At 64.4% G+C, this 24,304-nt stretch carries 20 protein-coding genes; 15 read left to right on the top strand and 5 right to left on the bottom strand.

Annotated elements, in window-relative coordinates:
- Positions 1-285 precede the first annotated feature (285 nt).
- From C2L66_RS22375 to C2L66_RS22360, 4 genes are all read left to right on the top strand, one after another.
- Entirely contained in the window at positions 286-588 is a 303-nt protein-coding gene (locus C2L66_RS22375) for a hypothetical protein (protein ID WP_060606744.1), read from the top strand.
- 168 nt (positions 589-756) lie between these two features.
- Positions 757-1,290, top strand: a complete 534-nt coding sequence (gene fae / locus C2L66_RS22370; RefSeq protein WP_054934805.1) for a formaldehyde-activating enzyme — start codon at positions 757-759, stop codon at positions 1,288-1,290.
- A 246-nt stretch (positions 1,291-1,536) separates the two neighbouring features.
- Positions 1,537-2,607, top strand: coding sequence for a Dyp-type peroxidase (locus C2L66_RS22365; protein WP_060602819.1), 1,071 nt, complete (start codon positions 1,537-1,539; stop codon positions 2,605-2,607).
- Positions 2,600-3,403, top strand: a complete 804-nt coding sequence (locus tag C2L66_RS22360; RefSeq protein WP_054934803.1) for a family 1 encapsulin nanocompartment shell protein — start codon at positions 2,600-2,602, stop codon at positions 3,401-3,403. Before C2L66_RS22365 ends, C2L66_RS22360 begins: the two co-directional genes overlap by 8 nt.
- 71 nt (positions 3,404-3,474) lie before the next feature.
- Here the strand turns inward: C2L66_RS22360 and C2L66_RS22355 are convergent, their stop codons facing one another.
- Positions 3,475-4,428, bottom strand: a complete 954-nt coding sequence (locus C2L66_RS22355; protein ID WP_176056896.1) for a LysR family transcriptional regulator — start codon at positions 4,426-4,428, stop codon at positions 3,475-3,477.
- A 64-nt stretch (positions 4,429-4,492) separates the two neighbouring features.
- Between C2L66_RS22355 and metE the strand changes: the two genes are divergently transcribed.
- Positions 4,493-6,784: a 5-methyltetrahydropteroyltriglutamate--homocysteine S-methyltransferase gene (metE, locus tag C2L66_RS22350; RefSeq protein ID WP_060602824.1), complete on the top strand. Its 2,292-nt coding sequence runs from the start codon at positions 4,493-4,495 to the stop codon at positions 6,782-6,784.
- Between the two features lie 205 nt (positions 6,785-6,989).
- Here the strand turns inward: metE and C2L66_RS22345 are convergent, their stop codons facing one another.
- A complete protein-coding gene (locus C2L66_RS22345; RefSeq protein WP_060602827.1) occupies positions 6,990-7,643 on the bottom strand; it encodes a helix-turn-helix domain-containing protein in 654 nt (217 codons plus the stop codon).
- 114 nt (positions 7,644-7,757) lie between these two features.
- On the opposite strand from C2L66_RS22345, the gene C2L66_RS22340 reads away from it, so the two are divergent.
- From C2L66_RS22340 to C2L66_RS22295, 10 genes are all read left to right on the top strand, one after another.
- A complete protein-coding gene (locus C2L66_RS22340; RefSeq protein ID WP_060606747.1) occupies positions 7,758-9,044 on the top strand; it encodes an MFS transporter in 1,287 nt (428 codons plus the stop codon).
- Between the two features lie 67 nt (positions 9,045-9,111).
- On the top strand, positions 9,112-10,638 hold the full coding sequence (locus C2L66_RS22335) for an amidase (protein ID WP_060602830.1): 1,527 nt from the start codon (positions 9,112-9,114) through the stop codon (positions 10,636-10,638).
- 16 nt (positions 10,639-10,654) lie between these two features.
- Positions 10,655-11,008, top strand: a complete 354-nt coding sequence (locus C2L66_RS22330; RefSeq protein WP_054934798.1) for a RidA family protein — start codon at positions 10,655-10,657, stop codon at positions 11,006-11,008.
- A 25-nt stretch (positions 11,009-11,033) separates the two neighbouring features.
- Positions 11,034-12,266 (top strand): NAD(P)/FAD-dependent oxidoreductase, encoded by a 1,233-nt coding sequence (locus C2L66_RS22325; protein WP_060602833.1) that lies wholly within the window; start codon positions 11,034-11,036, stop codon positions 12,264-12,266.
- 99 nt (positions 12,267-12,365) lie between these two features.
- Positions 12,366-12,947, top strand: a complete 582-nt coding sequence (locus C2L66_RS22320; RefSeq protein WP_060602836.1) for a YdeI/OmpD-associated family protein — start codon at positions 12,366-12,368, stop codon at positions 12,945-12,947.
- Positions 12,948-13,101: 154 nt separating this feature from the next.
- The gene (locus C2L66_RS22315; protein ID WP_054934795.1) at positions 13,102-13,611 is read left to right on the top strand and encodes a MarR family winged helix-turn-helix transcriptional regulator; all 510 of its coding nucleotides are present in this window, start codon (positions 13,102-13,104) and stop codon (positions 13,609-13,611) included.
- A 5-nt stretch (positions 13,612-13,616) separates the two neighbouring features.
- On the top strand, positions 13,617-15,764 hold the full coding sequence (locus C2L66_RS22310; protein WP_060602839.1) for an FUSC family protein: 2,148 nt from the start codon (positions 13,617-13,619) through the stop codon (positions 15,762-15,764).
- Between the two features lie 34 nt (positions 15,765-15,798).
- The gene (locus C2L66_RS22305) at positions 15,799-16,008 is read left to right on the top strand and encodes a DUF1656 domain-containing protein (protein ID WP_054934793.1); all 210 of its coding nucleotides are present in this window, start codon (positions 15,799-15,801) and stop codon (positions 16,006-16,008) included.
- Complete coding sequence (locus C2L66_RS22300; RefSeq protein WP_060602841.1) at positions 16,005-17,015, top strand: efflux RND transporter periplasmic adaptor subunit; 1,011 nt, start codon at positions 16,005-16,007, stop codon at positions 17,013-17,015. The genes C2L66_RS22305 and C2L66_RS22300 overlap by 4 nt, the downstream gene beginning before the upstream one ends.
- Positions 17,012-18,526: an efflux transporter outer membrane subunit gene (locus C2L66_RS22295; RefSeq protein WP_060602843.1), complete on the top strand. Its 1,515-nt coding sequence runs from the start codon at positions 17,012-17,014 to the stop codon at positions 18,524-18,526. The genes C2L66_RS22300 and C2L66_RS22295 overlap by 4 nt, the downstream gene beginning before the upstream one ends.
- A 6-nt stretch (positions 18,527-18,532) precedes the next feature.
- On the opposite strand, the gene C2L66_RS22290 is transcribed toward C2L66_RS22295, so the two are convergent.
- From C2L66_RS22290 to C2L66_RS22280, 3 genes are all read right to left on the bottom strand, one after another.
- Positions 18,533-19,345 (bottom strand): alpha/beta fold hydrolase, encoded by an 813-nt coding sequence (locus C2L66_RS22290; protein WP_060602846.1) that lies wholly within the window; start codon positions 19,343-19,345, stop codon positions 18,533-18,535.
- Between the two features lie 52 nt (positions 19,346-19,397).
- Positions 19,398-20,630 (bottom strand): MFS transporter, encoded by a 1,233-nt coding sequence (locus tag C2L66_RS22285; protein ID WP_060602849.1) that lies wholly within the window; start codon positions 20,628-20,630, stop codon positions 19,398-19,400.
- 1,055 nt (positions 20,631-21,685) lie between these two features.
- The gene (locus C2L66_RS22280; RefSeq protein ID WP_054934787.1) at positions 21,686-23,929 is read right to left on the bottom strand and encodes an NADP-dependent isocitrate dehydrogenase; all 2,244 of its coding nucleotides are present in this window, start codon (positions 23,927-23,929) and stop codon (positions 21,686-21,688) included.
- Positions 23,930-24,304 lie beyond the last annotated feature (375 nt).

Genomic DNA, 24,304 nt, shown 5'->3' with positions numbered 1-24,304 from the left:
GACGCCGATGCCCGCCCGAATGCGCAGCGCATGGGCCATGCATGGAGTACCATGGCGCGGCGACTCATCGATCCGTCAGTTCATCGGACGCCGGCAATGACCCGCCTGGGCGAACCGCTTTTCGCGCCCTTGCTGGTCAAGCCCGTTTTGCTCGATACGCGTCCCGAGCACATCAACGCGTTGCTCGCCGGGCTCTGAAAAATACCGGCCGCCCCCACCAGGCAGATCGGTTGATGGGTGAGTCCGAACGACACCCGCAAAGCTGCGTTTCTTGGGGAAGTCATCATGCCGACGACCGAGTCACTGCTGACGCTGGCCGCGTACCTGGAAATATCGCTCGATAACGGCGGCAGCGTGCTCGTGATGCAGATGTGCGACGGCCTCTGTGCGATCTACGTCGGCGACGCGACGAAGGCCCAGGATCAGTGGCGGTATCACGGCGCGATCAGTGCATCGATCGTCGACGACATTCTCAGGCTGACCCGCTGCGGACGTAACCACCTCGAAATTGGCGGCCAGAAGTACCGCTTCGTTCGCAGCGCCGCGCACTTCGAGGATCGGGGCGCGACGGTCTTTGTCGCAGCGTAGCACGCACTCCGCGGCCATTTGTCACTCTGTCACGAGCCCGGCACATATTGCGTAACAGGGTGCGTAAGCGCCTGACGGCGCCGCCCTGCTCCCGCGCGTCGAAATCAATGGCACCGCCCTTGCATTCATCGCACCTCCCATATCGTCCAATCAACGAGGAGGTTCACGATGAGCATCGATCTGACATTCCGCGCCGGTGAAGCCACCGTCTTCGCGGCGCCCGGCCAGGTGACGGACGCCATGCCCGAAATCCTGATCGGCCGCGTAGACGGCCCGGTCGGGCATGCGTTTGCGAACATGATGGCGCAGAGCAAAGGGCACACGGCGATGTTTGCGATTCGCGCCTGCAACCAGATGGTGCGGCCCGCGACGATGATCGTCCCCAAGGTGACGCTGCGCGACATGGCGACTATCGAACTGTTCGGCGGCGTCGTGCAATCGGCCACGGCGGATGCGATCGTCGATTGCCTGATCGAAGGCATCTTGCCGAAAGACCAGGCGAATGAGCTATGCATCGTCAGTCTGGTCTGGATCGATCCGCGCTGCGTCACCGATGCGAATCTCGACAAGAAGGACATGTACCGCACGAACTACGAAGCAACCAAACTCGCGATCCGGCGGGCGATGAGCAACGAACCGGGCGTGGACACGCTGATCGCCAACCGTCATACGATCAAACACGACATGGACGACTGGAGTTGAACGTCGTGCGTCCGGCGACCCGGCCCACCGTGCGATTTCAGAATCGCGCGCGCCCCGCAAAAGCATGACAAGGCGGCTTGCCGCACCATCACGTCACGTCGGTCCGACCTGAGCGCGGCGCCGCGTTTCCCACGCGGCCGCTCCGACCTCTCGTACGACAAACACCCCATGTTCGAGGTACTCTCCTAATCCGGCACCTTTTCTGCCACGACGCAATCCGCAATGGTTTCAACAGGACATGGTCCGATGCCCAACGACATTCCAGAACCCCAAGCCGTCACCACCCCCATCAACCGCAGCGCGATTTTCATCGTTGCCACGCTGGCCCAGGGCGAAGAGCATGCCGCCACCGCGCGCGCATGGTGCGCCGACGTCGCCGCGCTCGTCCGCTCGGTCGGCAAGCGTGTGCCGTCCGGCAACCTGTCGTGCGTGGTCGGCTTCGGTTCCGGCGCGTGGGACACGCTGTTCGGCGCGCCCCGCCCTGCGCAACTGCACCCGTTTCGCGAGTTCGGCCCGAGCGAGCGCCGCGCGATCGCCACGCCGGGCGACATCCTGCTGCATATCCGCGCCGACCAGATGGACCTGTGCTTCGAACTCGCCACGCAACTGGTGAACCGGCTCGGCGAGTCGGTCAAGGTCGTCGACGAAGTGCATGGTTTTCGCTATTTCGATTTGCGCAGCATGGTGGGTTTTGTCGACGGCACCGAGAATCCGACGGGACGCGATGCCGTCGACTTCACGATGATCGGCGACGAAGACCCCGAATTCGTATCGGGCAGCTACGTGCTCGTGCAGAAGTACCTGCACGACATGGCGGGCTGGAATGCGCTGTCCGTCGAGACACAGGAGCGCATCATCGGCCGCACGAAGCTTTCCGACATCGAGCTCGACGACGCCGTCAAGCCGACCTCGTCGCATAGTTCGCTGACGACGCTCGTCGAGAACGGACAGGAAGTGAAGATTCTGCGCGACAACATGCCGTTCGGGCGGCCCGGCTCCGGCGAGTTCGGCACGTACTTCATCGGCTACGCGCGCTCGCCCGATCCCATCGAAAAGATGCTCGAGAACATGTTCGTCGGACGCCCGCCCGGCAACTACGACCGGCTGCTCGACTTCAGCCGCGCCGCCACGGGCGGACTGTTCTTCGTGCCTTCGGCGACGCTGCTCGAGGCGCTCGCCGATCGCGATCCGCAAGCCGCCAGCACCGCAGCCGACGCAAGCCCGAGCGCGCCGTTCGACCTCCCCGCATCCGCCGGGCCGACTCACAACGGCTCGCTGAACATAGGCTCTTTGAAAGGAACTTCTCAATATGAATAACCTGCATCGCGAGCTTGCCCCGATCTCCAGTGAAGCCTGGTCGCAAATCGAAGAGGAAGTGGCGCGCACTTTCAAACGCTCGGTCGCGGGCCGCCGCGTGGTCGACGTGAAGGGCCCGGGCGGAGTCGATCTGTCCAGCGTCGGCACGGGCCATCAGGCGGCGATCGCGGCCCCGCATCACGGCGTGATCGCGAAGCTGGCCGAGGTCAAGGCGCTCGTGGAGCTGAACGTGCCGTTCGAACTGTCGCGCGACGCAATCGATGCCGTCGAGCGCGGCGCGAACGATTCGGACTGGCAGCCCGCCAAGGATGCCGCGAAGCAACTCGCCTATGCCGAAGACCGCGCGATCTTCGACGGCTACAAGGCCGCGGGGATTGTCGGGATTCGCGAGGGTTCGTCGAATGCGTCGCTCACGCTACCTGCCGATGTCGCCGACTATCCGGATGCGATCGGCGGCGCGCTTCAGCAACTGCGGCTGGCGGGCGTCGATGGACCCTACTCCGTGCTGCTCGGCGCCGACGCGTACACGGCGCTCGGCGAAGCGCGCGATCAGGGCTACCCCGTGCTGGAACACATCAAACGGCTCGTGAACGGCGACATCATCTGGGCACCGGCGATCGAAGGCGGCAGCGTGCTGTCGATGCGCGGCGGCGACTACGAACTGCATCTCGGGCAGGATGTGTCGATTGGCTATCAGAGCCATACGGACTCGGCCGTGCGCCTCTATCTGCGCGAATCGCTGACTTTCCTGATGCTGACGGGCGAAGCGTCGGTGTCGGTGGTGCCGGCGGAATAAGCGTCAAGCTCGGCGCCTCGCGCGCTGAGCCTCAGTTGTCAGCCCCAGAACGCGGCGCGCGCGCCGCAGTCCTATTCCCGAAACCGCGCGCCAGTCCAATCCGCCTTGCGCGCCATCGCGACGAACGCGCTCAGATAATCGATCGCATCGTCCGCCTCGCGTGTGCCCAGAAAAATCTGCTTCGCGATGCCCTTCCTGCCCAGGCGCAGCGGCGTGAGCGGCATCCATCCCGCGTACTCTTCCGCGAGCCAGCGCGGCAGCGCCGCGACGCCCCTGCCGCTCGCGACCATCTGCAGCATGATGTCGGTCGTTTCGATCACCTTGTGCCGTCTCGGCACGACGTTGGCGGGCGTGAGGAACTGCGTGTAAATGTCGAGCCGGTCGGTTTCGACGGGATAGGTGATCAACACCTCCGCCGACAGTTGCTCCGGTGTCACATAAGCCTCGCTGGACAAAGCGTGCCCGTCGGCGACGACCAGCACCTGCTCGTAATCGAACACGGGCTCGAAGCGCAATCCCGGCTTTTTCAGCGGATCGGGCGTAACGAGCACATCGATGTCATAGCCGAACAGCGCGCCAATGCCGCCGAACTGAAAGCGCTGCTTCACGTCCACATCGACATCCGGCCAGCGCGCGAGATACGGCGACACGACCTTCAGCAGCCACTGGTAGCACGGGTGACATTCCATGCCGATACGCAACGTGCCGCGCTCGCCTTGCGCGTATTGCTTCATGCGTTCTTCCGCGAGCTCGAATTGCGGCAGCAGCCGGTTGGCGAGGCCGAGCAGGTACTGGCCCGCCTGCGTGAGACGCATCGAGCGGCCCTCGCGCGTCCACACGGGCGTGCCCAGTTGCTGTTCGAGCTTCTTCACCGTATGGCTCAACGCCGACTGCGTGAGGTTCAGCACGTCGGCGGCGCCTGTGAGCGAACCTTGCCGCTCCACTTCCCGGACCACCATCAGATGACTGCGCTCCAGCATGACCACCTCATGAACAGAATTAATCGTTGTATGAAATAAATCCATTTTTATTCATACATCGAAAATTCTATCATCGCTTCCAGATTCATTATCCGAACGGGGAATAGCGATGGTCACGACACACAATCTGGGTTTTCCGCGCATCGGCGCAAAACGCGAACTGAAATTCGCCCTGGAGAAATACTGGAAGAACGAAGCGACGCGCGATGAGCTGAAGGCCGTTGGCGCACAGCTTCGTCAGCGTCACTGGAAAGATCAGGCGCGTATGGACTTCGTGCCCGTCGGCGATTTCGCGTTCTACGATCAGGTGCTCGACATGAGCTTCACGCTCGGCAATCTGCCCGAGCGCGTGCGCGGCTTTCAAGGCGACACGCTCGACAACGCTTTCCGCGTCGCGCGCGGACGTTCGGCGCAGAACGCCGAAGCACACGGTGCCTGCTGCGGCGGTGTCGCGGCAGGCGAAATGACCAAGTGGTTCGACACGAACTACCACTACATCGTCCCTGAGTTCGACGCGAACACGCAGTTCACGCTCGATCCTTCGCGTCTGCTGGAACAGATCAACGAGGCCCGCGCGCTCGGCGTCAACGTGAAGCCCGTCATCATCGGGCCCGTCACGTATCTGTGGCTCGGCAAGGCAAAGGACGACTCCGACAAGCTCGCGCTGCTGCCGCGCCTGCTGCCCGTCTATGCGGCGCTGCTCGACTACTTCACGGCGCAAGGCATCGACTGGGTGCAGATCGACGAGCCGCTGCTCGTGACGGAACTCGACGCGACGTGGCGCGACGCGTTCGTCACCGCCTACGATGCGCTGTCGGCACGCCGCGTCAAACTGCTGCTCGCCACCTACTTCGGGCAGTTGCAGGACAACCTCGAACTCGCGTGCAAGCTGCCCGTCGACGGCCTGCATATCGACGCGATCAATGCACGCGATGAAGTCGCGGCGGTCGCTGCGAAACTCGCGGATGCAACGGTGTTGTCGGTGGGCGTGATCAACGGCCGCAATATCTGGAAGGCCGATCTGCACGCAGTCCTCGAATGGCTCGAACCGCTGCACCGCTCGCTCGGCGACCGGCTCTGGATTGCGCCTTCGTGCTCGCTGCTGCATACCCCTGTCGATCTGAACAGTGAACAGAGGCTCGATGCCGACATCAGATCGTGGCTCGCATTCGCGCTACAAAAGCTCGACGAGCTGACGACGCTGGCGGGAGCGCTGAACGACGGGCGCGAGTCGGTGGCCGCTGCGCTCGAAGCGAACGCCGCTGCAATCGAAAGCCGTCGGGTGTCGCCGCGTGTGCACAACCCGGCTGTCAAGGCTGCCGTTGCGGGTATCGACGCGGCGCTCGGCGAGCGCGTGAGCGCTTATCCGCAGCGTGCGGAAAAGCAGTCCGCGATTCTCAACCTGCCTGCGTTCCCGACCACCACGATCGGCTCCTTCCCGCAGACGAGCGACATCCGCCGCGCGCGCAGCCAGTACAAGGCGGGCGAACTCGATCAGGCCGGCTACAAGGCCGCGATGGAGCGCGAGATCACGCGCGCCGTGAAAGAACAGGAAGCCCTCGGCCTCGATGTGCTCGTGCATGGCGAAGCCGAACGCAACGACATGGTCGAATACTTCGGCGAGCAACTGGATGGCTACGCGTTCAGCCAGTTCGGCTGGGTGCAGTCGTATGGTTCGCGTTGCGTGAAGCCGCCCATTCTGTTCGGCGACATCAGCCGCCCGAAGGCCATGACCGTCGAATGGACCCGGTATGCGCAGTCGCAAACCACGAAGCCGATGAAAGGCATGCTGACGGGTCCCGTCACGATCCTGAACTGGTCGTTCGTGCGCGACGACCAGCCGCGCGCGGTGTCGTGCCGCCAACTCGCGCTCGCGATCCGCGAAGAAGTGCTGGACCTCGAAAAGGCGGGCGTGCGCGTGATCCAGATCGACGAAGCGGCCCTGCGTGAAGGCCTTCCGTTGCGCCGCTCGCAGTGGAACGACTATCTGCAATGGGCAGTGGAGTCGTTCCGTATCACCGCGAACGGCGTGCAGGACGAAACGCAGATTCATACCCACATGTGCTATTCGGAGTTCAACGACATCATCGCGTCGATCGCCGACATGGATGCCGACGTGATCACGATCGAAACGTCGCGCTCGGATATGGAACTGCTCGATGCATTCGACGACTTCGACTATCCGAACCAGATCGGGCCGGGCGTGTACGACATTCACTCGCCCAACATTCCGAGTCAGGACCACATCGTGAATCTGATGCAGAAGGCGGCCGGGCGGATTCCTGCGGAACGCTTGTGGGTCAATCCCGATTGCGGCTTGAAGACGCGCGCATGGGATGAAGTGATTCCCGCGCTGAAGAACATGGTGGCGGCTGCGCGAACGCTTCGGCAACGCATCTGACGCATTCGCCGATCTGCGCGGATGACGAGAATCGAAGGCCACCCGCGGGTGGCCTTCGACGTTGTTGCTTACGCGGTCTTGAATCGCGCCGCCTCTTCCGATCGCGATGTCGCATGGCCCGCGCTATTGCTCGCTCGCGTAAATCACGAAGCGCCCTCGCCGAAGATCGCTCGAGCCGCGATGTTACCCGCGTCGGGTGTTGTGTTCAGATCGCATCGGCGGGCCGGCGAGCGTCCGTGTCCACGCAGCACACGAGCACTTCCGCCGGTTTTTTCCCCGTGCTCAGATACACGTGTCCAACGGAACTGTCGAAGTACAGGCTATCGCCCGGCTTCAACTGAAACACCGCGCCCGTCTCGAAGCGCAGTTCGAGCGTCCCATCCAGCAGGAACACGAACTCCTCGCCGCTGTGGCGAATATAGTCGGGAAAATCGGCGAGCTTGCGGGCCCGCACGTGCGCGCGCATCGGCACCATGCGCTTGCCGGTGAGGTCGTTGGCGAGCATCCCGTACTCGTAGTTGGGCGTGTCGTAGATCATCTGCTGCCCGGACGCCGTGAACGTCGGCACGATGGGACTCGCACCCGAGCCTCTGGTGTGCTTCGCGCGGCCGAAAATCGCATCGAATTCGAGCTGCAGCGCATGCGCGAGCGCGGCGAACTTGTCGTAGGTCAGCGCGATGTCGCCGCGCTCGGCCTTCGAGATCGTCGACACGGCGATGCCCGACTGCTCCGACAGTTGCATCAGCGTCAGTCCGCGTGCCTTGCGCGCGTCGCGCAGCCGCGCGCCGACCACCTGATGATCGATCTGCGACGTGGGCTCGACAGGTTCGGATTGCTTGCGTGCGACGGATCTGGCCATGGCGATACTCAGAGATGACAAAGAGTTTTGTCGTATACGAGAATTTATTTTTTCTCGTATATGATAACTCGCATCGATTCCAGTCCCATGCAGTTCCACTCAGGAGCGCTCGACGTGTCAACGCTTGCATTGGAAAAAGCCGGTCTGTCGAAAACCCAGGTCATCGCCGCGACGACGCTCGGCACGGCGCTGGAGTTCTACGACTTCACCATCTACAGCTTTTTCGCGATCCAGATCGGGCAACTGTTCTTCCCGTCCGCGTCGCCCGTGAACCAGTTTCTGCTGTCGATCGGCGTGTTCGGTGTCGGCTTTGTCGTGCGTCCGCTGGGCGGCATCGTGATTGGCGCCTACGCTGACCGCGCGGGCCGCAAGAAGGCGATGGTGCTGACCATCATGCTGATGGCGCTGAGCTGCGCGCTGATCGCCTGTGCGCCGCCCTATGCGGTGGCGGGAATGGCCGCGCCTTTCATCGTGCTGGCGGCGCGCCTGATACAGGGCTTCGCCGCAGGCGGCGAGTTCGGCCCCGGCACGACGCTGCTGGTCGAATACGCGTCGGACTCGACGCGCGCGTTCTTCGCCAGCTGGAACTTCGCCGCGACCGCGCTGGGCCTCGCGCTCGGCGCGGCCGTCGCGACGCTCGTCAACGTCTCGCTGCCGAAAGATGCGCTGCTCGCATGGGGCTGGCGCATTCCGTTCGTGCTGGGCATCGTCGCGGCGCCCGTCGGCATGCTGATCCGCAGGCGTCTCGAAGAGACGCTCAGCGACGCGTCGTCCGCCAGCACGCATCGCCGCGGCGCATTGAAAGCGGCGCTCACCACCCATCTGAAGCTGACGATACTCGGCACCTTCGCCGAACTCGGCGGCTCCGTCTCCGTCTACATCACCGCGTTCTTTCTGCCGAGTCATGCGGTTCGCACGCTGCATCTGTCGTCGACGGCGTCTGTTGCTTCGGGCGTGATCAGCTCGCTGGTGCTGTTCGTCGCTGCGCCCGTCGCGGGCAGGCTCGCCGACCGCTTCAGTCGCAAGCGCGTGCTTGTCATATCGCGCGTGACGCTGCTGCTCGCCGTGTATCCCGCCTTCGCGTGGCTGTCGGCGCAGCCTTCGACGTTGACGCTGTGCACCGTGTCCGCGTTTCTCGCGCTGTTCGTCGCCGGGCAGATCGTGCCCGTGCTCGTGATGATCCCCGAACTGTTCCCCAAACATGTGCGCGCGACGGGCATCGCGCTAACCTATGTGGTGAGCGCGTCGTTCTTCGGCGGCTTTTCGCCGTTCGTCGCGAGCTGGCTCGTGGCGCTGACGGGCAACCCGCTCGCGCCCGCGTGGTACGTCGCGGCGGCCTGCGCGGTGTCGCTCGTACCCGTGATCTGGCTGCGCGACCGCACGGGCGAAGCGCTCGACTGAACTTGTCCGTCATCTCGAACAAGCATGAACAAGCATGAACGAGCAGGCACAACCCGGAACCTGAACCATGTCCGCTAACGACGACCTCGTCGCCCGCAACGCCGTCGAATTGCGCCGGATGATCGGCGCGAAAGAGATTTCCCCCGTCGAACTGCTCGAAGCCTGCATCGAGCGGATCGAAACCATCAACCCCGCCGTCAATGCGATCACGGCGACCTGCTACGACGACGCGCGCAAGGCCGCGAAGGCCGCCGAGCGCAAGGTGCTGGACGGCGAGCCGCTCGGGCTGCTGCACGGGCTGCCGCTCGGCGTAAAGGACCTCGAAGACACGGCGGGCCTGCTGACCACCTACGGCTCGCCGATGTCGCGCGGCCATGTGCCGTCGCGCGACGTCGTGCTGGTCGAACGATTGCGCGCGGCGGGCGCGATTCTCGTCGCCAAGACCAACGTGCCCGAACTGGGCGCGGGCGCGAACACGCGCAATCCGGTGTGGGGCGCGACAGGCAATCCGTTCAATCCGGAACTGAACGCGGGCGGCTCATCGGGCGGCTCGGCGGCGGCGCTCGCTTGCGACATGCTGCCCGTCTGCACCGGCTCCGATACGGGCGGCTCGCTGCGCATTCCCGCGTCGAAATGCGGCGTGGTGGGCTTCCGGCCGTCCGCCGGGCTCGTGCCCAATTCGCGCCGGCTACTAGGCTGGACGCCTATTTCCGTGGTCGGGCCGATGGGCCGCGATGTCGAAGAAACGGCATTGCAACTCGCGGCAACGGCGGGCCTCTCGACAGGCGATCCGCTTAGCTACGAAGTCGATCCCCTCGGTTTTGCAACGCTGCCTGCGCTCGATCTCGCCACGCTGCGCGTCGGCTATACGGAAGACTTCGGCTGCTGCGACGTCGACGACGGCATCCGCGCCCTCTTCCGCTCACGTGTGGCGGCGCTCGCGCCGATGGTGCAAACCTGCGAACCGGTCCAGTTCGATCTCGGCGATGCGCACCGCGCGTTCGACGTGATTCGCGCGGAAAGCTTCGTCGCGGGTTTGCGGGACGCGTATGCGCGCGACCCGGGCGCGCTCGGTCCGAACACGCGCGCGAACTACGAGATGGGCGCCGCGATGACACTCGCCGACAGCGCATGGGCACAAGCGGAACAGACGCGGATTTTCCGGCGCTTCCAGTCGGCGCTGGACCGTTACGACGTGATCCTCTCGCCGACCACGCCCGTTTCGCCGTTCCCGTGGCGCGAGCTTTACGCGGCGCAGATCAACGGCCGCGCGCAGGAGAACTACTACCGCTGGCTCGCGCTGACCTACGTCGTGACGCTGACGACGCATCCCGCCTTGTCGTTGCCATGCGGCGTCGATGCTGCGGGCATGCCGTTCGGCTTGCAGATCGTCGGGCCGTTTCATGGCGATCTCAAGACGCTGGCCGTCGCGCGCGCGATGGAACAGGCTTTCGACACACACCCCGCATTGCGCCGCCCGCGTCCCGATCTGGCGCGGCTCGCAAAGCCGAACCCGGCGCTCAAGTCGATTGTCACCGCGCCGCCCATTTTCGATTCCACCGGCGAAGCGCAAGCCGGCACATCATCCGTCTGACTCATAGCAATCCATCATGTCCAACGAGATCCAACGACTGCAAACCAACGCCCGCATGAGCCAGGTGGTGATCGCCAACGGCGTCGTCCATCTGTCCGGCCAGGTGCCGGACACGGCGGGCGCGTCGATCACCGTGCAGGCGACGCAAATCCTCACGCGCATCGACACGCTGCTCGCAGCCGCGAACGTCGACAAGACGCGCGTGCTCACCGCGAACGTGTGGCTCAGCGACCCGAAGCACTTCGACGAATTCAACGCCGTGTGGGATGCGTGGGTGCCCGCGGGCCACGCGCCGACGCGCGCCTGCGTGCAGGCCCTGCTGATGAAACCGGGCCTCGATGTCGAAATCGCCGTGACGGCGCTCGCATGAGGTCATCGCACGAGGATACGCAGCAATGAAGTTCGATACTGTCGTACTCGGCGGCGGCATGGTGGGCGTGTCGGTTGCCGTGCATCTGCAAAAGCGCGGGCTGACCGTGGCGCTCGTCGATCGCAAGGCGCCGGGCAACGAGACGTCGTTCGGCAACGCCGGGCTGATCCAGCGCGAAGGCGTCTACCCGTATGCGTTTCCGCGCGACGCCAGCACGCTGCTGCGCTACGCGCGCAACCGCTCGCTCGATGTCCGCTATCACTTCAGCGCGATGCCGAAGCTGCTGCCGTTTCTCTACCGCTACTGGCACTACTCGCGCGCGGATCGTCACACGGCCATCGCGCGCTCGTACGCGACGCTGATCGAGCATTGCGTCAGCGAGCATCGGGCGCTGATCGACGCTTCGGGCGCGCAGGCGCTGGTGCGCACGGGCGGCTGGCTGAAAGTGTTTCGCAGCGCGCGCAAGCAGGACGCCGCGTTGCGCGACGTCGAACGCTGGCAAGCTGAGTACGGCGTCACCTTCGACGCACTCGACGCCACGCAGCTGCGGCGCGCGGAGCCGTCGCTGAGCCACGCGTTGCTGGGCGCGCTGCGCTACACCGACGCCGAGTCCGTCAGCGATCCCAACGCGCTCGTCACGGCCTACGCGCGTTACTTCGAGCAGCTTGGCGGCCGCGTCTTCATCGGCGATGCGTCGACACTCGAACCGCACTGGAGCGTCGATACGGACGCGGGCCGTATCGACGCGCAGTCGGCCGTCATCTCGCTCGGACCCTGGTCGGATACCGTCAGCGCGCGTTTCGGCTACCGTCTGCCGCTCGCGGTCAAGCGCGGCTATCACATGCACTACGCGGCGCAGGACGGCGCGCGGCTGAATCAACCCGTGCTCGACACCGAGATCGGCTACATGATCACGCCAATGGCGCGCGGCATCCGGCTGACCACGGGCGCGGAACTGGCCGCCTGCGACGCGCCCGCGACACCCGTGCAACTGGATGCGATCGAACCCATCGCGCGCGCGACCTTTCCGCTCGGCGCGCGGCTCGACGAGCGTCCGTGGCTCGGCCGCCGACCGTGCACGCCGGACATGATGCCGATCATCGGCCCCGCGACACGCCACAAGGACCTCTGGTTCGCGTTCGGCCATGCGCACCACGGGCTGACGCTCGGGCCCGTCACGGGGCGCCTGCTCGCGGAAATGATGACGGGCGCCGCCACCGTCACCGATCCTCATCCGTTCCGCGCCGATCGCTTCTAGCCCCGCTTCTAGTCCGGCTTCCAGGCGGGCTGGAAGCCCGGTTTGCCGCCCCCGGCGGCGGGCGGTACCATAGGCTCGCCTTTTTCCTGAGGGACAAAAATGAATCCCAAGGTCGACGCCTATATCGACAAGCTCGAAAAGTGGCGTGAAGAAACAGAAAAACTCCGAGCGATCCTGCTGGAATGCCCCGTCACGGAAGAATTGAAATGGGGCGTTCCCTGCTACACGGTCGACGACAAAAACGTCGTGCTCATTCACGGCTTCAAGGAATACTGCGCGATCCTGTTCGTCAAGGGCGCGTTGCTGAAGGACCCGAAAGGCATCCTGATCCAGCAGACGGAGAACGTGCAGTCGGCCCGGCAGGTACGGTTCACGAGCCTGCAGGAAATCGTCAAGCTGCAAGCGGTTCTGAAGACCTACATCCGCGCGGCGATCGAAGTCGAAAAAGCCGGCCTGAAAGTGGTTCACAAATCGACCGAAGAATTTGAAGTCGCCGAGGAATTCCAGAACAGGCTGGATAAAACGCCCACGCTGAAAAAAGCTTTCGAAGCACTAACGCCCGGACGCCAACGCGCCTATCTGCTCCACTTCTCTTCGGCGAAGCAATCGAAAACCCGGGAATCGCGAATCGAAAAATGCCTGCCGATGATTCTCGACGGCAAAGGTCTGAACGACGCGTAAGTCCGCCTTGACGCTCGACAAGCTGCCTCCGGCGGGCAAGCGCCGCGCCAGCGCTCGCCTGCCAAACACAGCGCAAGCAAATTTTGAAGTATTTCCTTAAAAATTTATGTCGATAGGATGCTAACGAATAAAAATCGACATACAATCCCGGCCCATGGTCAATCTCCACCTTCTACGCCGCTCCGTCAGCAGCACGCTGGTCGTCGCCGCGCGCCGCTGGCGCCGCACGAGCCATAGCGTGTTGTCTGCCTACAACGTGTCGGAAGCGTGCGCGGGTCCTCTGCTGACGGCCCATCGCCTGGGCGAGGCCGTGCGTCAGGTGACGCTTGCTGAACATGTGGGGATCGAAGGCCCGTCACTCGTGCGGCTGCTCGATCAGTTGTGCGCGGCGGGCCTCGTGCGCCGCGACGAAGATCCCGACGACAGGCGCGCCAAGACCATCACCCTCACCGACGAAGGCCGCGCCGTCACGGCCCGCATGGAAGAGCGGCTGATGGACCTGCGCGCGCGCGTGCTCAAAGGTGTGAGCCGCGAAGACCTGGAGACGACCCTGCGGGTCCTGAATGCCTTCAACGCGTCGCTGGATGCTACAGTCACCTCCGACAAGGGCGTATCCGACGAGCCAGCCGCAGCCGCACGATCCGGCAGCAAACGCAACGCATAACCGCCATGGCCTATCCCTCAGTCCGCGACTGGCTGTTTTCCGCCAAGACCTTCGCGGCCGCGATGATCGCGCTGTACATCGGCCTTGCGCTCGAACTGCCCCGTCCGTACTGGGCGATGGCGACCGTCTATATCGTCTCGAATCCGTTCGTCGGCGCGACCCGCTCGAAGGCGCTGTACCGCGCGCTCGGCACGGCCCTCGGTGCGGCGGGCGCGGTGCTGATCGTGCCGCCCTTCGTCGAGTCGCCGTTCCTGTTCAGCACGATCGTCGGGCTGTGGACGGGCACGATGCTCTATGTGTCGCTGAACGACCGCACCGCGCGCAGCTATGTGTGCCTGCTCGCCGGCTACACGCTGCCGCTGATCGCGCTGCCCGCCGTCACCAATCCGACCACCGTCTTCGATCTCGCCATCACGCGTACGGAAGAGATCTTGCTGGGGATCGTGGTCGCGAGCATCGTCGGCAGCGTGGTGTTTCCGAGCCGCCTTGCGCCGACGCTGATCGAGCGCACCGACGCGTGGTTCCGCGACGCCGCGTTCTACGCCAGCGAAACGCTGTCCGGCCATATCGCGGGCGCGACGATCTCGGCCTCGCGCCAGCGCCTCGCGGCCACCGTCAACGGGCTCGAATTCCTGCTGAGTCAACTGACCTACGATCACACGCGGCCCGACATCGTGCGCCGGGCGCGCGCCCTGCAAGGCCGCATGCAGATTTTCCTGCCGCTGATATCGTCGATGGCCGATCCGCTGATCGAGCTGGTACGGCAGCGCGGCGCGCATACGCCCGAACTCGAGACGCTGCTCGCGGACGTCGCGAAGTGGATCAAGGCGCCCGCGCTCGAAGCCAAACACGCGGACGAGCCCGATCACGAAGCCGAAGCGCTGCGCGCGCGCGTCGATGCGATGCGGCCCTCCGCCCAGGCGCTCGCGAGCTGGGACGGCGCGCTGCTGTCGAACGCGCTGTGGCGTCTGGGCCAGGTCATCGACGTCTGGCGCGACATCCGCTGCCTGCGCGCGGCCATCGTGCACGAAACGGTCCTGTGGCGGCCACACTTTCGCCACTGGCGGCTGGGCGGCACCGAGCGCTACTTCGACTACGGCATGATGCTGTTTTCCACCGCATCGGCCGTCGGCGCGGTGATCGTCGCGTGCGGACTGTGGATCGCGTCGGGCTGGAACGACGGCGCAGCCGCCGTCACGCTCGCCGCCGTTTCCTGCTGCTTCTTCGCGGCGCTCGACGATCCCGCGCCCTCCGTCTTCAAGTTCTTCCTCGCGACCTGCGCGAGCGTCGTGCTCGCCGGGCTGTATGTGTTCGTGGTGCTGCCGCACGTGCACGATTTCGCGATGCTGGTCGTGATCTTCTCCGGGCCGTTCCTCATTATCGGCACGCTGATCCCGAGCCCGCAATTCACGCTCGTGACGTTGCTCACGGCCGTCAACACGGCGACCTTCATCAGCATTCAGAGCGCTTACGAAGCCGACTTCTTCGTGTTCATCAACAGCAATCTGGCGGGCGTCGCGGGCTTGCTGTTCGCTTTCATCTGGACGCGCATCACGCGGCCGTTCGGCGCCGAACTGGCGGCCGGGCGGCTCACGCGGTCCGCATGGGCCGACGTCGTGGTGAGCGCGTCGACGGCGGCGATCGAAGACCAGCGCAATCTGTATTCGCGCATGCTCGACCGGCTGATGCAGCTGCTGCCGCGCCACGCGGCCTCGGACTCGAACCGCCATCCGGCGATCGAAAGCTTCCGCGACTTCCGCGTCGCGCTGAACGCGCTCGACCTCCGGCGCACGCGCCGCAAGCTGACCTACGACCTGCAAGGCTCCATCGATGACGTGCTCGCCGGCGTGCGGCAGTATTTCGAGCAGTGCATCGCGCGCCGCGAACGGCAGCCGGTGCCCGCCGCGCTGATCGAAACGATCGATGCCGCCGTCGCGCAAGTGACCACGCGCAACATCGCGCAGACGCAAGGCGGCGCGCAGCCGGGGCAAGCAGAACCGGGCGCTGCGCCGGCGCCCCCGCCCGTCACGCCGCATGGCGAGCGCTGGCTGCGCGAGACGCTGCACGCGCTGGTCGGCATGCGCCTGTCGCTGTTCCCGCCGCATCCCGCGCCCGGCAGCCATGCGCCGCCACAACCGGAGACCGCAGCCTGATGCGAAACCCCTCTCTCACTTTCTGTCGACGCAAATGATCGGCGAAATCGACATTCTCGGCGTGTTCGTGCCAGCCGTGCTGGTGCTGATGTTCATCGCCTATCTGATGAACCTGGTCGTGCGCAACGTGTTCGCGCGCATCGGCGTTTACCGCTTCATCTGGCACCGTTCCATTTTCGATCTCGGCATCTATGTTCTGCTGCTGGGGCTTGTCGTCATCGTTTCGCACCGGTTCATAACGTGAAAAAAACCTGGTTCTCCGTCGGGCAGATCCTGCTCACCCTTATCGTCGTCGTGATCGCAGCGGCCGTGCTGTGGAAGCTGGTGGACTACTACATGTTCGCGCCGTGGACGCGCGACGGCCACGTGCGTGCCGACGTCATCCAGGTTGCGCCCGACGTATCCGGCCTCATCACCCAGGTGAAAGTCGTCGACAACCAGCAGGTCAAGCAAGGCGAAGTGCTGTTCGTGATCGACCAGGCGCGCTACGCGCTTGCGCTGCGTAACGCGCAAGCCACCGCGCAGCAGCGCCGCGCGACGCTCGATCAGGCACGCCGCGAAGATGCCCGCAACCGCGCGCTCGGCAATCTCGTCGCGCGCGAAGCCGTCGAGGAGACGCACTCGCGCGTCGAAACGGCCACGGCCGCGCTCGCCGACGCCGAAGTCGCAATCGACACGGCACGCCTGAACCTGCAGCGCACGGTGGTCGTGAGTCCGGTGGACGGCTATCTCAACGATCGCGCGCCGCGTGTGGGCGAATATGTTTCGGCGGGACACGCGGTGCTGTCGGTGGTCGACATGCATTCGTTCCGCGTCGACGGCTACTTCGAGGAAACCAAGCTGCACGGCATCGACATCGGCCAGCCTGTCGACATCAAGGTGATGGGCGAGCCGGGCGTGCTGCGCGGCCATGTGCTGAGCATCGTCGCGGCGATCGAGGACCGCGACCGCCAGCAAAGCCCGAACCTGCTGCCCAACGTGAATCCCGCGTTCAGCTGGGTGCGTCTCGCGCAGCGCATTCCCGTACGCGTTGCGCTCGACGAGGTGCCCGCCGACTTCCGCATGATCGCGGGCCGCACGGCGACGGTGTCGGTGCGCGGCATCGGGCCTTCGATGGGACGCCGCCCGGCGGCGTCGGATGCCGCGGCGGCTTCGGCTGCCTCGCCCGGCGGTGCTTCGACCACGGGCGCGGCCATCGTCGGCACCGCGCCGGCTAGCGCCACCCATTCTGCTTCGGGCGCATCGCAATGAAACGCTTTCCGTCCCTCACGGCGACGCGCGCCGGCCTGGCGTTGCCGCCATCCTTGTTGCCCGCTTTGTTGTCTGTTGCGCTCGCGTTGAACGGCTGCACGACGGTTGGCCCGAACTACAAGCTGCCCGACAACGCGGCGGTCAACGCGCCGTATGCGAACGCGGCCATCGACGGCGCGGACAAGGCGCCCGTCACGCAGCAGGCCGTGCCCTCGAAGTGGTGGCGTCTGTACGACGACCCCGTGCTCGATCAGCTGGTGACCGAGGCGCTGTCGTCGAACACCGATCTGCGCGTGGCGGCGGCCAATCTCGCGCGCTCGCGCGCGCAGCTCGACTTCGCGAACGAACAGGGCGGTTTTTCCGGCAAGACCTCGGCGGCCTTTCAGCGCGCGCAGGAATCCGCTGAACAGTACCTGCTGTCGGAAAAGATTCCCGTCGTCAACGAAGGCGCGCTGGATCTGAGCGTGTCGTACGAAATCGATCTGTTCGGCAAGCTGCGGCGCGGCGTCGAGGCCGCGAAGGCCGACGACGAAGCCGTCGAAGCCGCAAGCGATCTCGCGCGCATCACGGTCGTCGCCGATGTCGTGCGCGCCTATGTCGAATCGTGCTCGGCGGCCGAAGAACTGGAGATCGCGCAGCAATCCCTGGCTTTGCAAAAGCAACGTGTCAAGCTCACGCAGCGGCTGCGCGACGCGGGCCGTGGCAACCAGCCCGATGTGACGCGCGGCCAGACGCAGGCCGACACGCTCGCCGCCGACATTCCGCGCTTCATCGCGCGCCGCCGCGCCGCGCAATACCGGCTCGCGATGCTGCTCGCGCGCGCGCCGTCCGATCTGCCGCCCGCCGCCCTCGCCTGCAGCCGGCTGCCGCATCTGAAGCAGCCGATCCCCGTCGGCGACGGCGCGGCGCTGCTCAAGCGCCGGCCCGACGTGCGCCAGGCCGAACGGCTGCTGGCGGCGTCGACGGCGCGCATCGGCGTCGCGACGGCGGCGCTGTATCCGACCGTGAGCATTGGCGCATCGGCGGGCTCGGTCGGCGTCGTCGAAGATCTGTTCGGCCCGACCACGAACCGCTGGGCGTTCGGCCCGTTGATCAGCTGGACATTCCCGATCAACGGCCAGCGCGCGCGCGTTCACGAAGCGGAAGCCGCGACGGGCGGCGCACTCGCGCGCTTCGACGGCGTCGTGCTGAATGCGCTGCGCGAAACGCAGACGAGCCTGTCGACTTACGCATCGGATACGACGCGCGCCGACGCATTGCGCACCGCGTACAAGTCGGCCGTGCAGTCGGCGGATGAAACGCATCGTCTGTATGCTGCGGGCCGCGACACGTTCATCGACGACCTCGACGCGACGCGCACGCTCACCAGCGTCGCGGCGCAGGTGTCGGCGGCCGAAGGCCAGGTTGCCGTCGATCAGGTCAATCTGTTTCTCGCACTCGGCGGCGGCTGGGAAGAAGACGAAAAGAAGGAGGCCGGCGCGAGCGACAAAGTCGGCGCCAAGGCCGACTGAGCGGTTTCAATCGTCCGTTTCGAAGGCGGTTCCCACGAACCGCTCGATCACGCCATTGAACAGCGCCGGCCGTTGCAGCGGCGCGAAATGGCTGACGTTCGGCAGCACGATCAGTTCGGCGTTCGGGATGGTCTGCGCCAGGTACACGGCGTGTTCCTGCTTGATGAACTCGTCGTGCTCGCCGATTGCGACGGTCACGCGCACGCGGATCTGCGCGAGATCGTCGGCGGAATAATCGGGCTGCGTGCGCTGCATCTCGCTGACGGCGGCAACGAACGCGTCGAACTCGCCTGGCGTTGCCGACAGCGCCTCGTAGTCCGCGCGATGCCGCCTGAAGCAGCCGTCGATAACGGGCGTCGGCACGAAAGGCTTCGCGCCGCCCGGGTCCATGTTGCACGCGAAGAAAAACACGCCCGCGACGCGCTGCGGCGCGCGGCGGGCGAGAATCAGCGCGGTGCAGGCGCCGTCGCTCCAGCCGATGAAGGCGGCTTTCTGTACTTGCAGCGCGTCCATTACGGCGAGGACATCGGACGCCATCAACTCGTAGCTATACGGTTGTGCATCGCGGGTGCTGCGGCCATGTCCGCGGCTGTCGATCAGGATCGCGCGGCAGCCCGCCACAACGAGCGCGGGCACCTGATAACCCCAGTTGCCGCGATGCCCGAGGCCGCCATGCAACAGCACCACGGGGTAGCCCACGCCATATGTGGACCAGGCGATGCGTGCGCCCGCGTTGTCCACGCAACCTTCTTCCTGTGCTTCGGGCAGTGGCGCCGCCCCGTGCGCTTCGAAGTGTTTCAACTCGTCGTCAGATGGCATGCCGATGGCGCTCCGTTGATGAAGGGCTAACGTCTCATTGTGACAGGGCACGCTAGTCGGCGCTGTCGGGCGTCTGCTTCTGCAGCTGCGCAACGTGCACGCGCCGCCGCCCTGCGCCGATGCCCGCGAGCACGACGATCATCCCCAACGCGCCCATCCCGAGCGAGATCGCCACGACGACGGCGCTCATGCGCCCATTCCCCGAAAACATGCCGACCAGCAAGCCCGCCAGCGGCTGCGTCAGATTGTTGAGCATGATGACGACGCCGAGCGTCTTACCGTAGTCCTTTGCGGGAATGATGGCCTGGCGCACGCTGCGGATATAGATGCTGAACATCTTGTCGAAGCCGACGATCAGCAGAAAGCCCGCGACGTAGCCCCAAATGGAAGGGCTCACGCCAGCCAGCAGCCCGCCCGCGAAAATCGCGAGAAACGACACGAGCCCGAGCGCCTTGCGCGGTATCCGCACGCGGGCGATCAGCAGCAGAATCACGATGGTCGCGATTGCGCCCGCCGTCTGCACGAACGCATAAAACGCATCCGACCGGCGATGCAGTCCCGTCACCATGGCCGCCGAGGTCGCGAGCGTCACACCGATCACGAGGTTTTCGGCGGCCGCCAGGGCGACCAGCCGACTCAGCCCCGGCAGCCGCACCACGTGGGCGAGAGCCGTTTTCACGGGCGCGAGCCAGTCGCCGGCCGCATGCCCGTGCGGCGTCCATTCGAAAGCGCTGGCGCGCTGCCAGAACAGGGTTGCGCCATCGGCGGCGAAAAACAGCGCGGCCGCGACGCCGACCACGTATTCCCAGCGCGACCAGCCGAGCAGCAATCCGGCCAGCATTGGGCCGAGGACCACACCGACCTGATCGGCGATCTGCGCATAGGACAGCACCTTCTCGAAGCGCTCGGACTTGAAGACCTGCGGCAGCAGCACTTCGCGAGCGACCAGCCCCTGGCTGGTGAGTGCGCCGCATATGGCGGACAGCGCGATCAGCCAGCCGATTCCGCCTGCTATCGCGAAGCCTGCAATGCCCACGGCGCATGCCATCGCGCGAAACCGCTGGCTCGCGCGCAGCACCACGACGGGCGACATGCGATCGCAGAGTGCGCCGCACACGGGAAACACGAGATAGCGCGGGAACGCCTCGATAAAGAATGCGATGCCTGACCATGTCGTCTGTTGGGTCGTCTGGAAGACGACTAGCGGTACGAGAAATAGCAGGATCTGGTCTGCGAGCCGCGAGAAGAACAGTGACGCGAAGAACGCCTGGTGGTGAGCGCGCATGGGGTTGGTTTTATGCGTTGGACGCGGGGTGGGGGGTGGGTTTTGATTTCGTTGGGGTTTGCATATTGCCTGGGGTTTTCGTTTGCTTTTTGCGCTGGCATCTGCGATTCGTTAGCGGGCTTCATGGGGGGGCTGTGAGTTTGCGCTTTCGCTGGCGTCTGCGATTTGGCTTTGCGCTGGCATCCGCGAATTGTTAGCGTACTTCAGGCGTCGCCCCTGTGTGTTTGCCTTTGAGCTGGCATCCGCGTTACGTTAGCGTGCTTCAGGCGTCGCCCCTGTGCGGGGCGGCACCTACTTTTCTTTGCCGCCGCAAAGAAAAGTAGGCAAAAGAAAGCGGCTCACACCGCCAGCCCTTGACCTTTGTCCACGGGCCCCAACGGCCCCACGCTTCATACGGCAGCGCACCGGTTAGCGTGCGTTGCCAACGCTCCCTCTGTACGCCTCACCCGCTTCACGCTCCCGCGTCACAGCACGTCGTGCCAGACAGTCTGCCGCCGCCCAGGTGGCAAACTGTGTGTCGGCTTTCGCGTCGTACACGCACCACTCCGGACTGGGTAGCAAGATCGGTGTTTCTGGTAGGAGCGCTAACCCGTGCGGTGCGACAACCTACACACAGTTTGCCACCTGGGCGGCACATACCATTCGCTGACGCTGGCCCGGGTACGGGTAATTGAAGCGGGTGAGGCGTTTGTTCGAAGCGTTGGCAACGGGCACTAACCAAGGCGCTGGTGTGTGAACGATGGGGACGTTGGGGGCCCGTGGGCAAACGTCAAGAATTGGCGGTGTGAGCCGCTTTCTTTTGCCTACTTTTCTTTGCGGCGGCAAAGAAAAGTAGGTGCCGCCCCGCACAGGGGCGACGCCTGAAGCACGCTAACAATTCGCGGATGCCAGCGAAAGCAAAAGCAAATCGCAGATGCCAGCGCAAACACAAGCAAACCCACCCACTCGCACCGCGAAATCGCCCCCTCGGATGCCAACGCAAAGGCCAAAAGAACAAAGCCCGCACATCAAAACATCATGCGCGGGCTCCGCTTAAATCACTACAGTCAGAAGACTTAGACAGTCACAGCTGCCAGCGCGTTATTCAACGTCTTGCTCGGCCGCATAACCGCTTCCAGCTTCGCAAAGTCCGGCTGATAGTAGCCACCGATATCAACACTCTTACCCTGAACGTCCGTCAGTTCCCCAACGATAGTCTTCTCGTTCTCGGTCAGCACCTTGGCCAGCGGGCCAAACTTCGCAGCAAGTTCAGCGTCATCGGTCTGCGCGGCCAGCTCCTGCGCCCAATACATAGCGAGGTAGAACTGGCTGCCACGGTTGTCGAGCTCGCCCGTCTTCGGCGACGGGCTCTTGTTGTTGTCGAGCAGCTTACCGGTAGCAGCATCCAGCGTCTTCGCCAGCACCTTGGCGCGTGCATTCCCCGACTTGATACCCAGCTCTTCGAGCGACACAGCCAGCGCCAAAAACTCACCCAGCGAATCCCACCGCAAGTGGTTCTCCTCGACCAGCTGCTTCACGTGCTTCGGCGCCGAGCCGCCCGCACCCGTCTCGTACATGCCGCCGCCCGCCATCAACGGAACGATCGACAGCATCTTCGCGGACGTGCCCAGTTCCATGATCGGGAACAGGTCGGTCAGGTAATCGCGCAGGATGTTGCCCGTCGCCGAAATCGTGTCCAGACCACGGATCACGCGCTCCAGCGTGTAACGCATCGCACGAACCTGCGACATGATGTGGATCTCGAGACCATCCGTGTCGTGATCCTTCAGGTACGTCTGCACCTTGTGGATCAGTTCGTTCTCATGCGGACGGTACGGGTCGAGCCAGAACACCACGGGCATGCCCGAGTTGCGCGCACGCGTGACCGCGAGCTTGACCCAGTCGCGAATCGGCGCGTCCTTCACAAGGCACATGCGCCAGATGTCGCCCTGCTCGACCTGCTGCGTCAGGCCGCTCAGCACTTCGCCCGTCGCGTTGTCGACGATGCGCGCTTCGCCGTCTTCAGCGATCTCGAAGGTCTTGTCGTGCGAGCCGTATTCTTCCGCCTTCTGCGCCATCAGGCCGACGTTCGGCACCGTGCCCATCGTGCGCGGATCGAATGCGCCGTTGGTCTTGCAGAAGTTGATGATTTCCTGGTAAATGCGCGCAAACGTGCTTTCCGGAATCAGGCACTTGGTATCCGCGGGACGGCCGTCGGCGCCCCACATCTTGCCGCCCGCGCGGATCATCGCGGGCATCGATGCGTCGACGATCACGTCGTTCGGTGCGTGCAGGTTCGAGATGCCCTTGGCCGAATCGACCATCGCCAGCGCGGGGCGGTGCTCGTGGCACGCGTGCATGTCGCGGATCACTTCGTCGCGCTGCGATTCAGGCAGCGATTCGATCTTCGTGTACAGATCGACCAGACCGTTGTTGACGTTCACGCCCAGTTCGTCGAACAGCTTCTGATGCTTCGCGAACGCGTCCTTGTAGAACACCTTGACGGCGTGGCCGAAGACGATCGGGTGCGAAACCTTCATCATCGTCGCCTTCACGTGCAGCGACAGCATCACGCCCGTCTTGCGCGCGTCTTCCATCTGGTCTTCGTAGAATTCGACCAGCGCCTTCTTGCTCATGAACATGCTGTCGACGATCTCGCCGTCCTGCAGCTTGACCTTCGGCTTCAGCACGATCGTCTCGCCACGCTTCGTGACGAGTTCCATGCGGACTTCGCGCGCCTTGTCGTTCGTGATCGACTTTTCGCCGTGGTAGAAGTCGCCGTGCTTCATGTGCGCCACGTGCGTACGCGACGCCATGCTCCACTCGCCCATGCTGTGCGGGTGCTTCTTCGCATAGTTCTTGACGGCGGCGGGCGCGCGGCGGTCCGAGTTGCCTTCGCGCAGAACCGGATTCACCGCGCTGCCGAGGCACTTCGAGTAACGCTTCTGGATCTCTTTTTCTTCGTCGTTCTTCGGGTCTTCCGGATAATCCGGGACCTTGTAGCCCTTCGACTGCAGTTCCTTGATCGCGCTGACGAGCTGGAACACCGACGCCGAAATGTTCGGCAGCTTGATGATGTTGGTGTCCGGGTCTTGCGTCAGGCGCCCCAGCTCGGCCAGATTATCCGGCACGCGCTGTTCCTGCGTCAGGAATTCCGGAAACTCGCCGAGGATACGGCCGGCCACGGAAATGTCGCTGGTCTCGACATGGACGCCAGCCGGAGCGGTAAATGTACGGATGATCGGCAGAAAAGCACTCGTCGCGAGCAGCGGGGCTTCGTCGGTCAGGGTGTAGATGATCGTAGGTTGCTTGTTACTCATCGCTTTGCTCTTGGTCGAGAAAGGTTGGGAAATGCCGCCGGCGACGCCACGGCCGACGCGAATGCCCCGAATTTTGCCTCATTTTGGATTTTGACGGTTTGAATCGTGCCGGTTGAATCGCCTTTAAGGCAAAAAAATGCACGATTTGCGCGGCTTCGCTGCTTTTTCGTCACCGCAAACGGCACTTCATTGCATTTTACGATTTGGGAACAAGCACAATCGTTCCACTCTGCAGCAATGACCGCGATCCGAACCCGATCGAGATTGCGCGCGGCAGATGGCGTGCCGATGAACGATCCCGCAGCGGGGACGCGATCGCGGGTGACGACCGTCCGCCACCGCGCGGGCGTAGGACGCGGCGTCCGGTCTACAGTG

It is taken from the genome of Paraburkholderia caribensis (assembly GCF_002902945.1).
GTDB lineage: Bacteria > Pseudomonadota > Gammaproteobacteria > Burkholderiales > Burkholderiaceae > Paraburkholderia > Paraburkholderia caribensis.
The sequence above is the reverse complement of the archived record's forward strand: the minus strand, read 5'-3'. Positions and strand labels throughout refer to the sequence as shown.

What these genes read in the sequence shown, in the direction of transcription:
- C2L66_RS22305 (WP_054934793.1), top strand. Translation starts at nt 15,799, where the DNA reads ATGATCGGCGAAATCGACATTCTCGGCGTGTTCGTGCCAGCCGTGCTG.
- metE (WP_060602824.1), top strand. Translation starts at nt 4,493, where the DNA reads ATGGTCACGACACACAATCTGGGTTTTCCGCGCATCGGCGCAAAACGC.
- C2L66_RS22335 (WP_060602830.1), top strand. Translation starts at nt 9,112, where the DNA reads ATGTCCGCTAACGACGACCTCGTCGCCCGCAACGCCGTCGAATTGCGC.
- C2L66_RS22315 (WP_054934795.1), top strand. Translation starts at nt 13,102, where the DNA reads ATGGTCAATCTCCACCTTCTACGCCGCTCCGTCAGCAGCACGCTGGTC.
- fae (WP_054934805.1), top strand. Translation starts at nt 757, where the DNA reads ATGAGCATCGATCTGACATTCCGCGCCGGTGAAGCCACCGTCTTCGCG.
- C2L66_RS22375 (WP_060606744.1), top strand. Translation starts at nt 286, where the DNA reads ATGCCGACGACCGAGTCACTGCTGACGCTGGCCGCGTACCTGGAAATA.
- C2L66_RS22330 (WP_054934798.1), top strand. Translation starts at nt 10,655, where the DNA reads ATGTCCAACGAGATCCAACGACTGCAAACCAACGCCCGCATGAGCCAG.
- C2L66_RS22280 (WP_054934787.1), bottom strand. Translation starts at nt 23,929, where the DNA reads ATGAGTAACAAGCAACCTACGATCATCTACACCCTGACCGACGAAGCC.
- C2L66_RS22360 (WP_054934803.1), top strand. Translation starts at nt 2,600, where the DNA reads ATGAATAACCTGCATCGCGAGCTTGCCCCGATCTCCAGTGAAGCCTGG.
- C2L66_RS22290 (WP_060602846.1), bottom strand. Translation starts at nt 19,345, where the DNA reads ATGCCATCTGACGACGAGTTGAAACACTTCGAAGCGCACGGGGCGGCG.
- C2L66_RS22285 (WP_060602849.1), bottom strand. Translation starts at nt 20,630, where the DNA reads ATGCGCGCTCACCACCAGGCGTTCTTCGCGTCACTGTTCTTCTCGCGG.
- C2L66_RS22325 (WP_060602833.1), top strand. Translation starts at nt 11,034, where the DNA reads ATGAAGTTCGATACTGTCGTACTCGGCGGCGGCATGGTGGGCGTGTCG.
- C2L66_RS22295 (WP_060602843.1), top strand. Translation starts at nt 17,012, where the DNA reads ATGAAACGCTTTCCGTCCCTCACGGCGACGCGCGCCGGCCTGGCGTTG.
- C2L66_RS22345 (WP_060602827.1), bottom strand. Translation starts at nt 7,643, where the DNA reads ATGGCCAGATCCGTCGCACGCAAGCAATCCGAACCTGTCGAGCCCACG.
- C2L66_RS22310 (WP_060602839.1), top strand. Translation starts at nt 13,617, where the DNA reads ATGGCCTATCCCTCAGTCCGCGACTGGCTGTTTTCCGCCAAGACCTTC.
- C2L66_RS22320 (WP_060602836.1), top strand. Translation starts at nt 12,366, where the DNA reads ATGAATCCCAAGGTCGACGCCTATATCGACAAGCTCGAAAAGTGGCGT.
- C2L66_RS22365 (WP_060602819.1), top strand. Translation starts at nt 1,537, where the DNA reads ATGCCCAACGACATTCCAGAACCCCAAGCCGTCACCACCCCCATCAAC.
- C2L66_RS22355 (WP_176056896.1), bottom strand. Translation starts at nt 4,428, where the DNA reads ATGGATTTATTTCATACAACGATTAATTCTGTTCATGAGGTGGTCATG.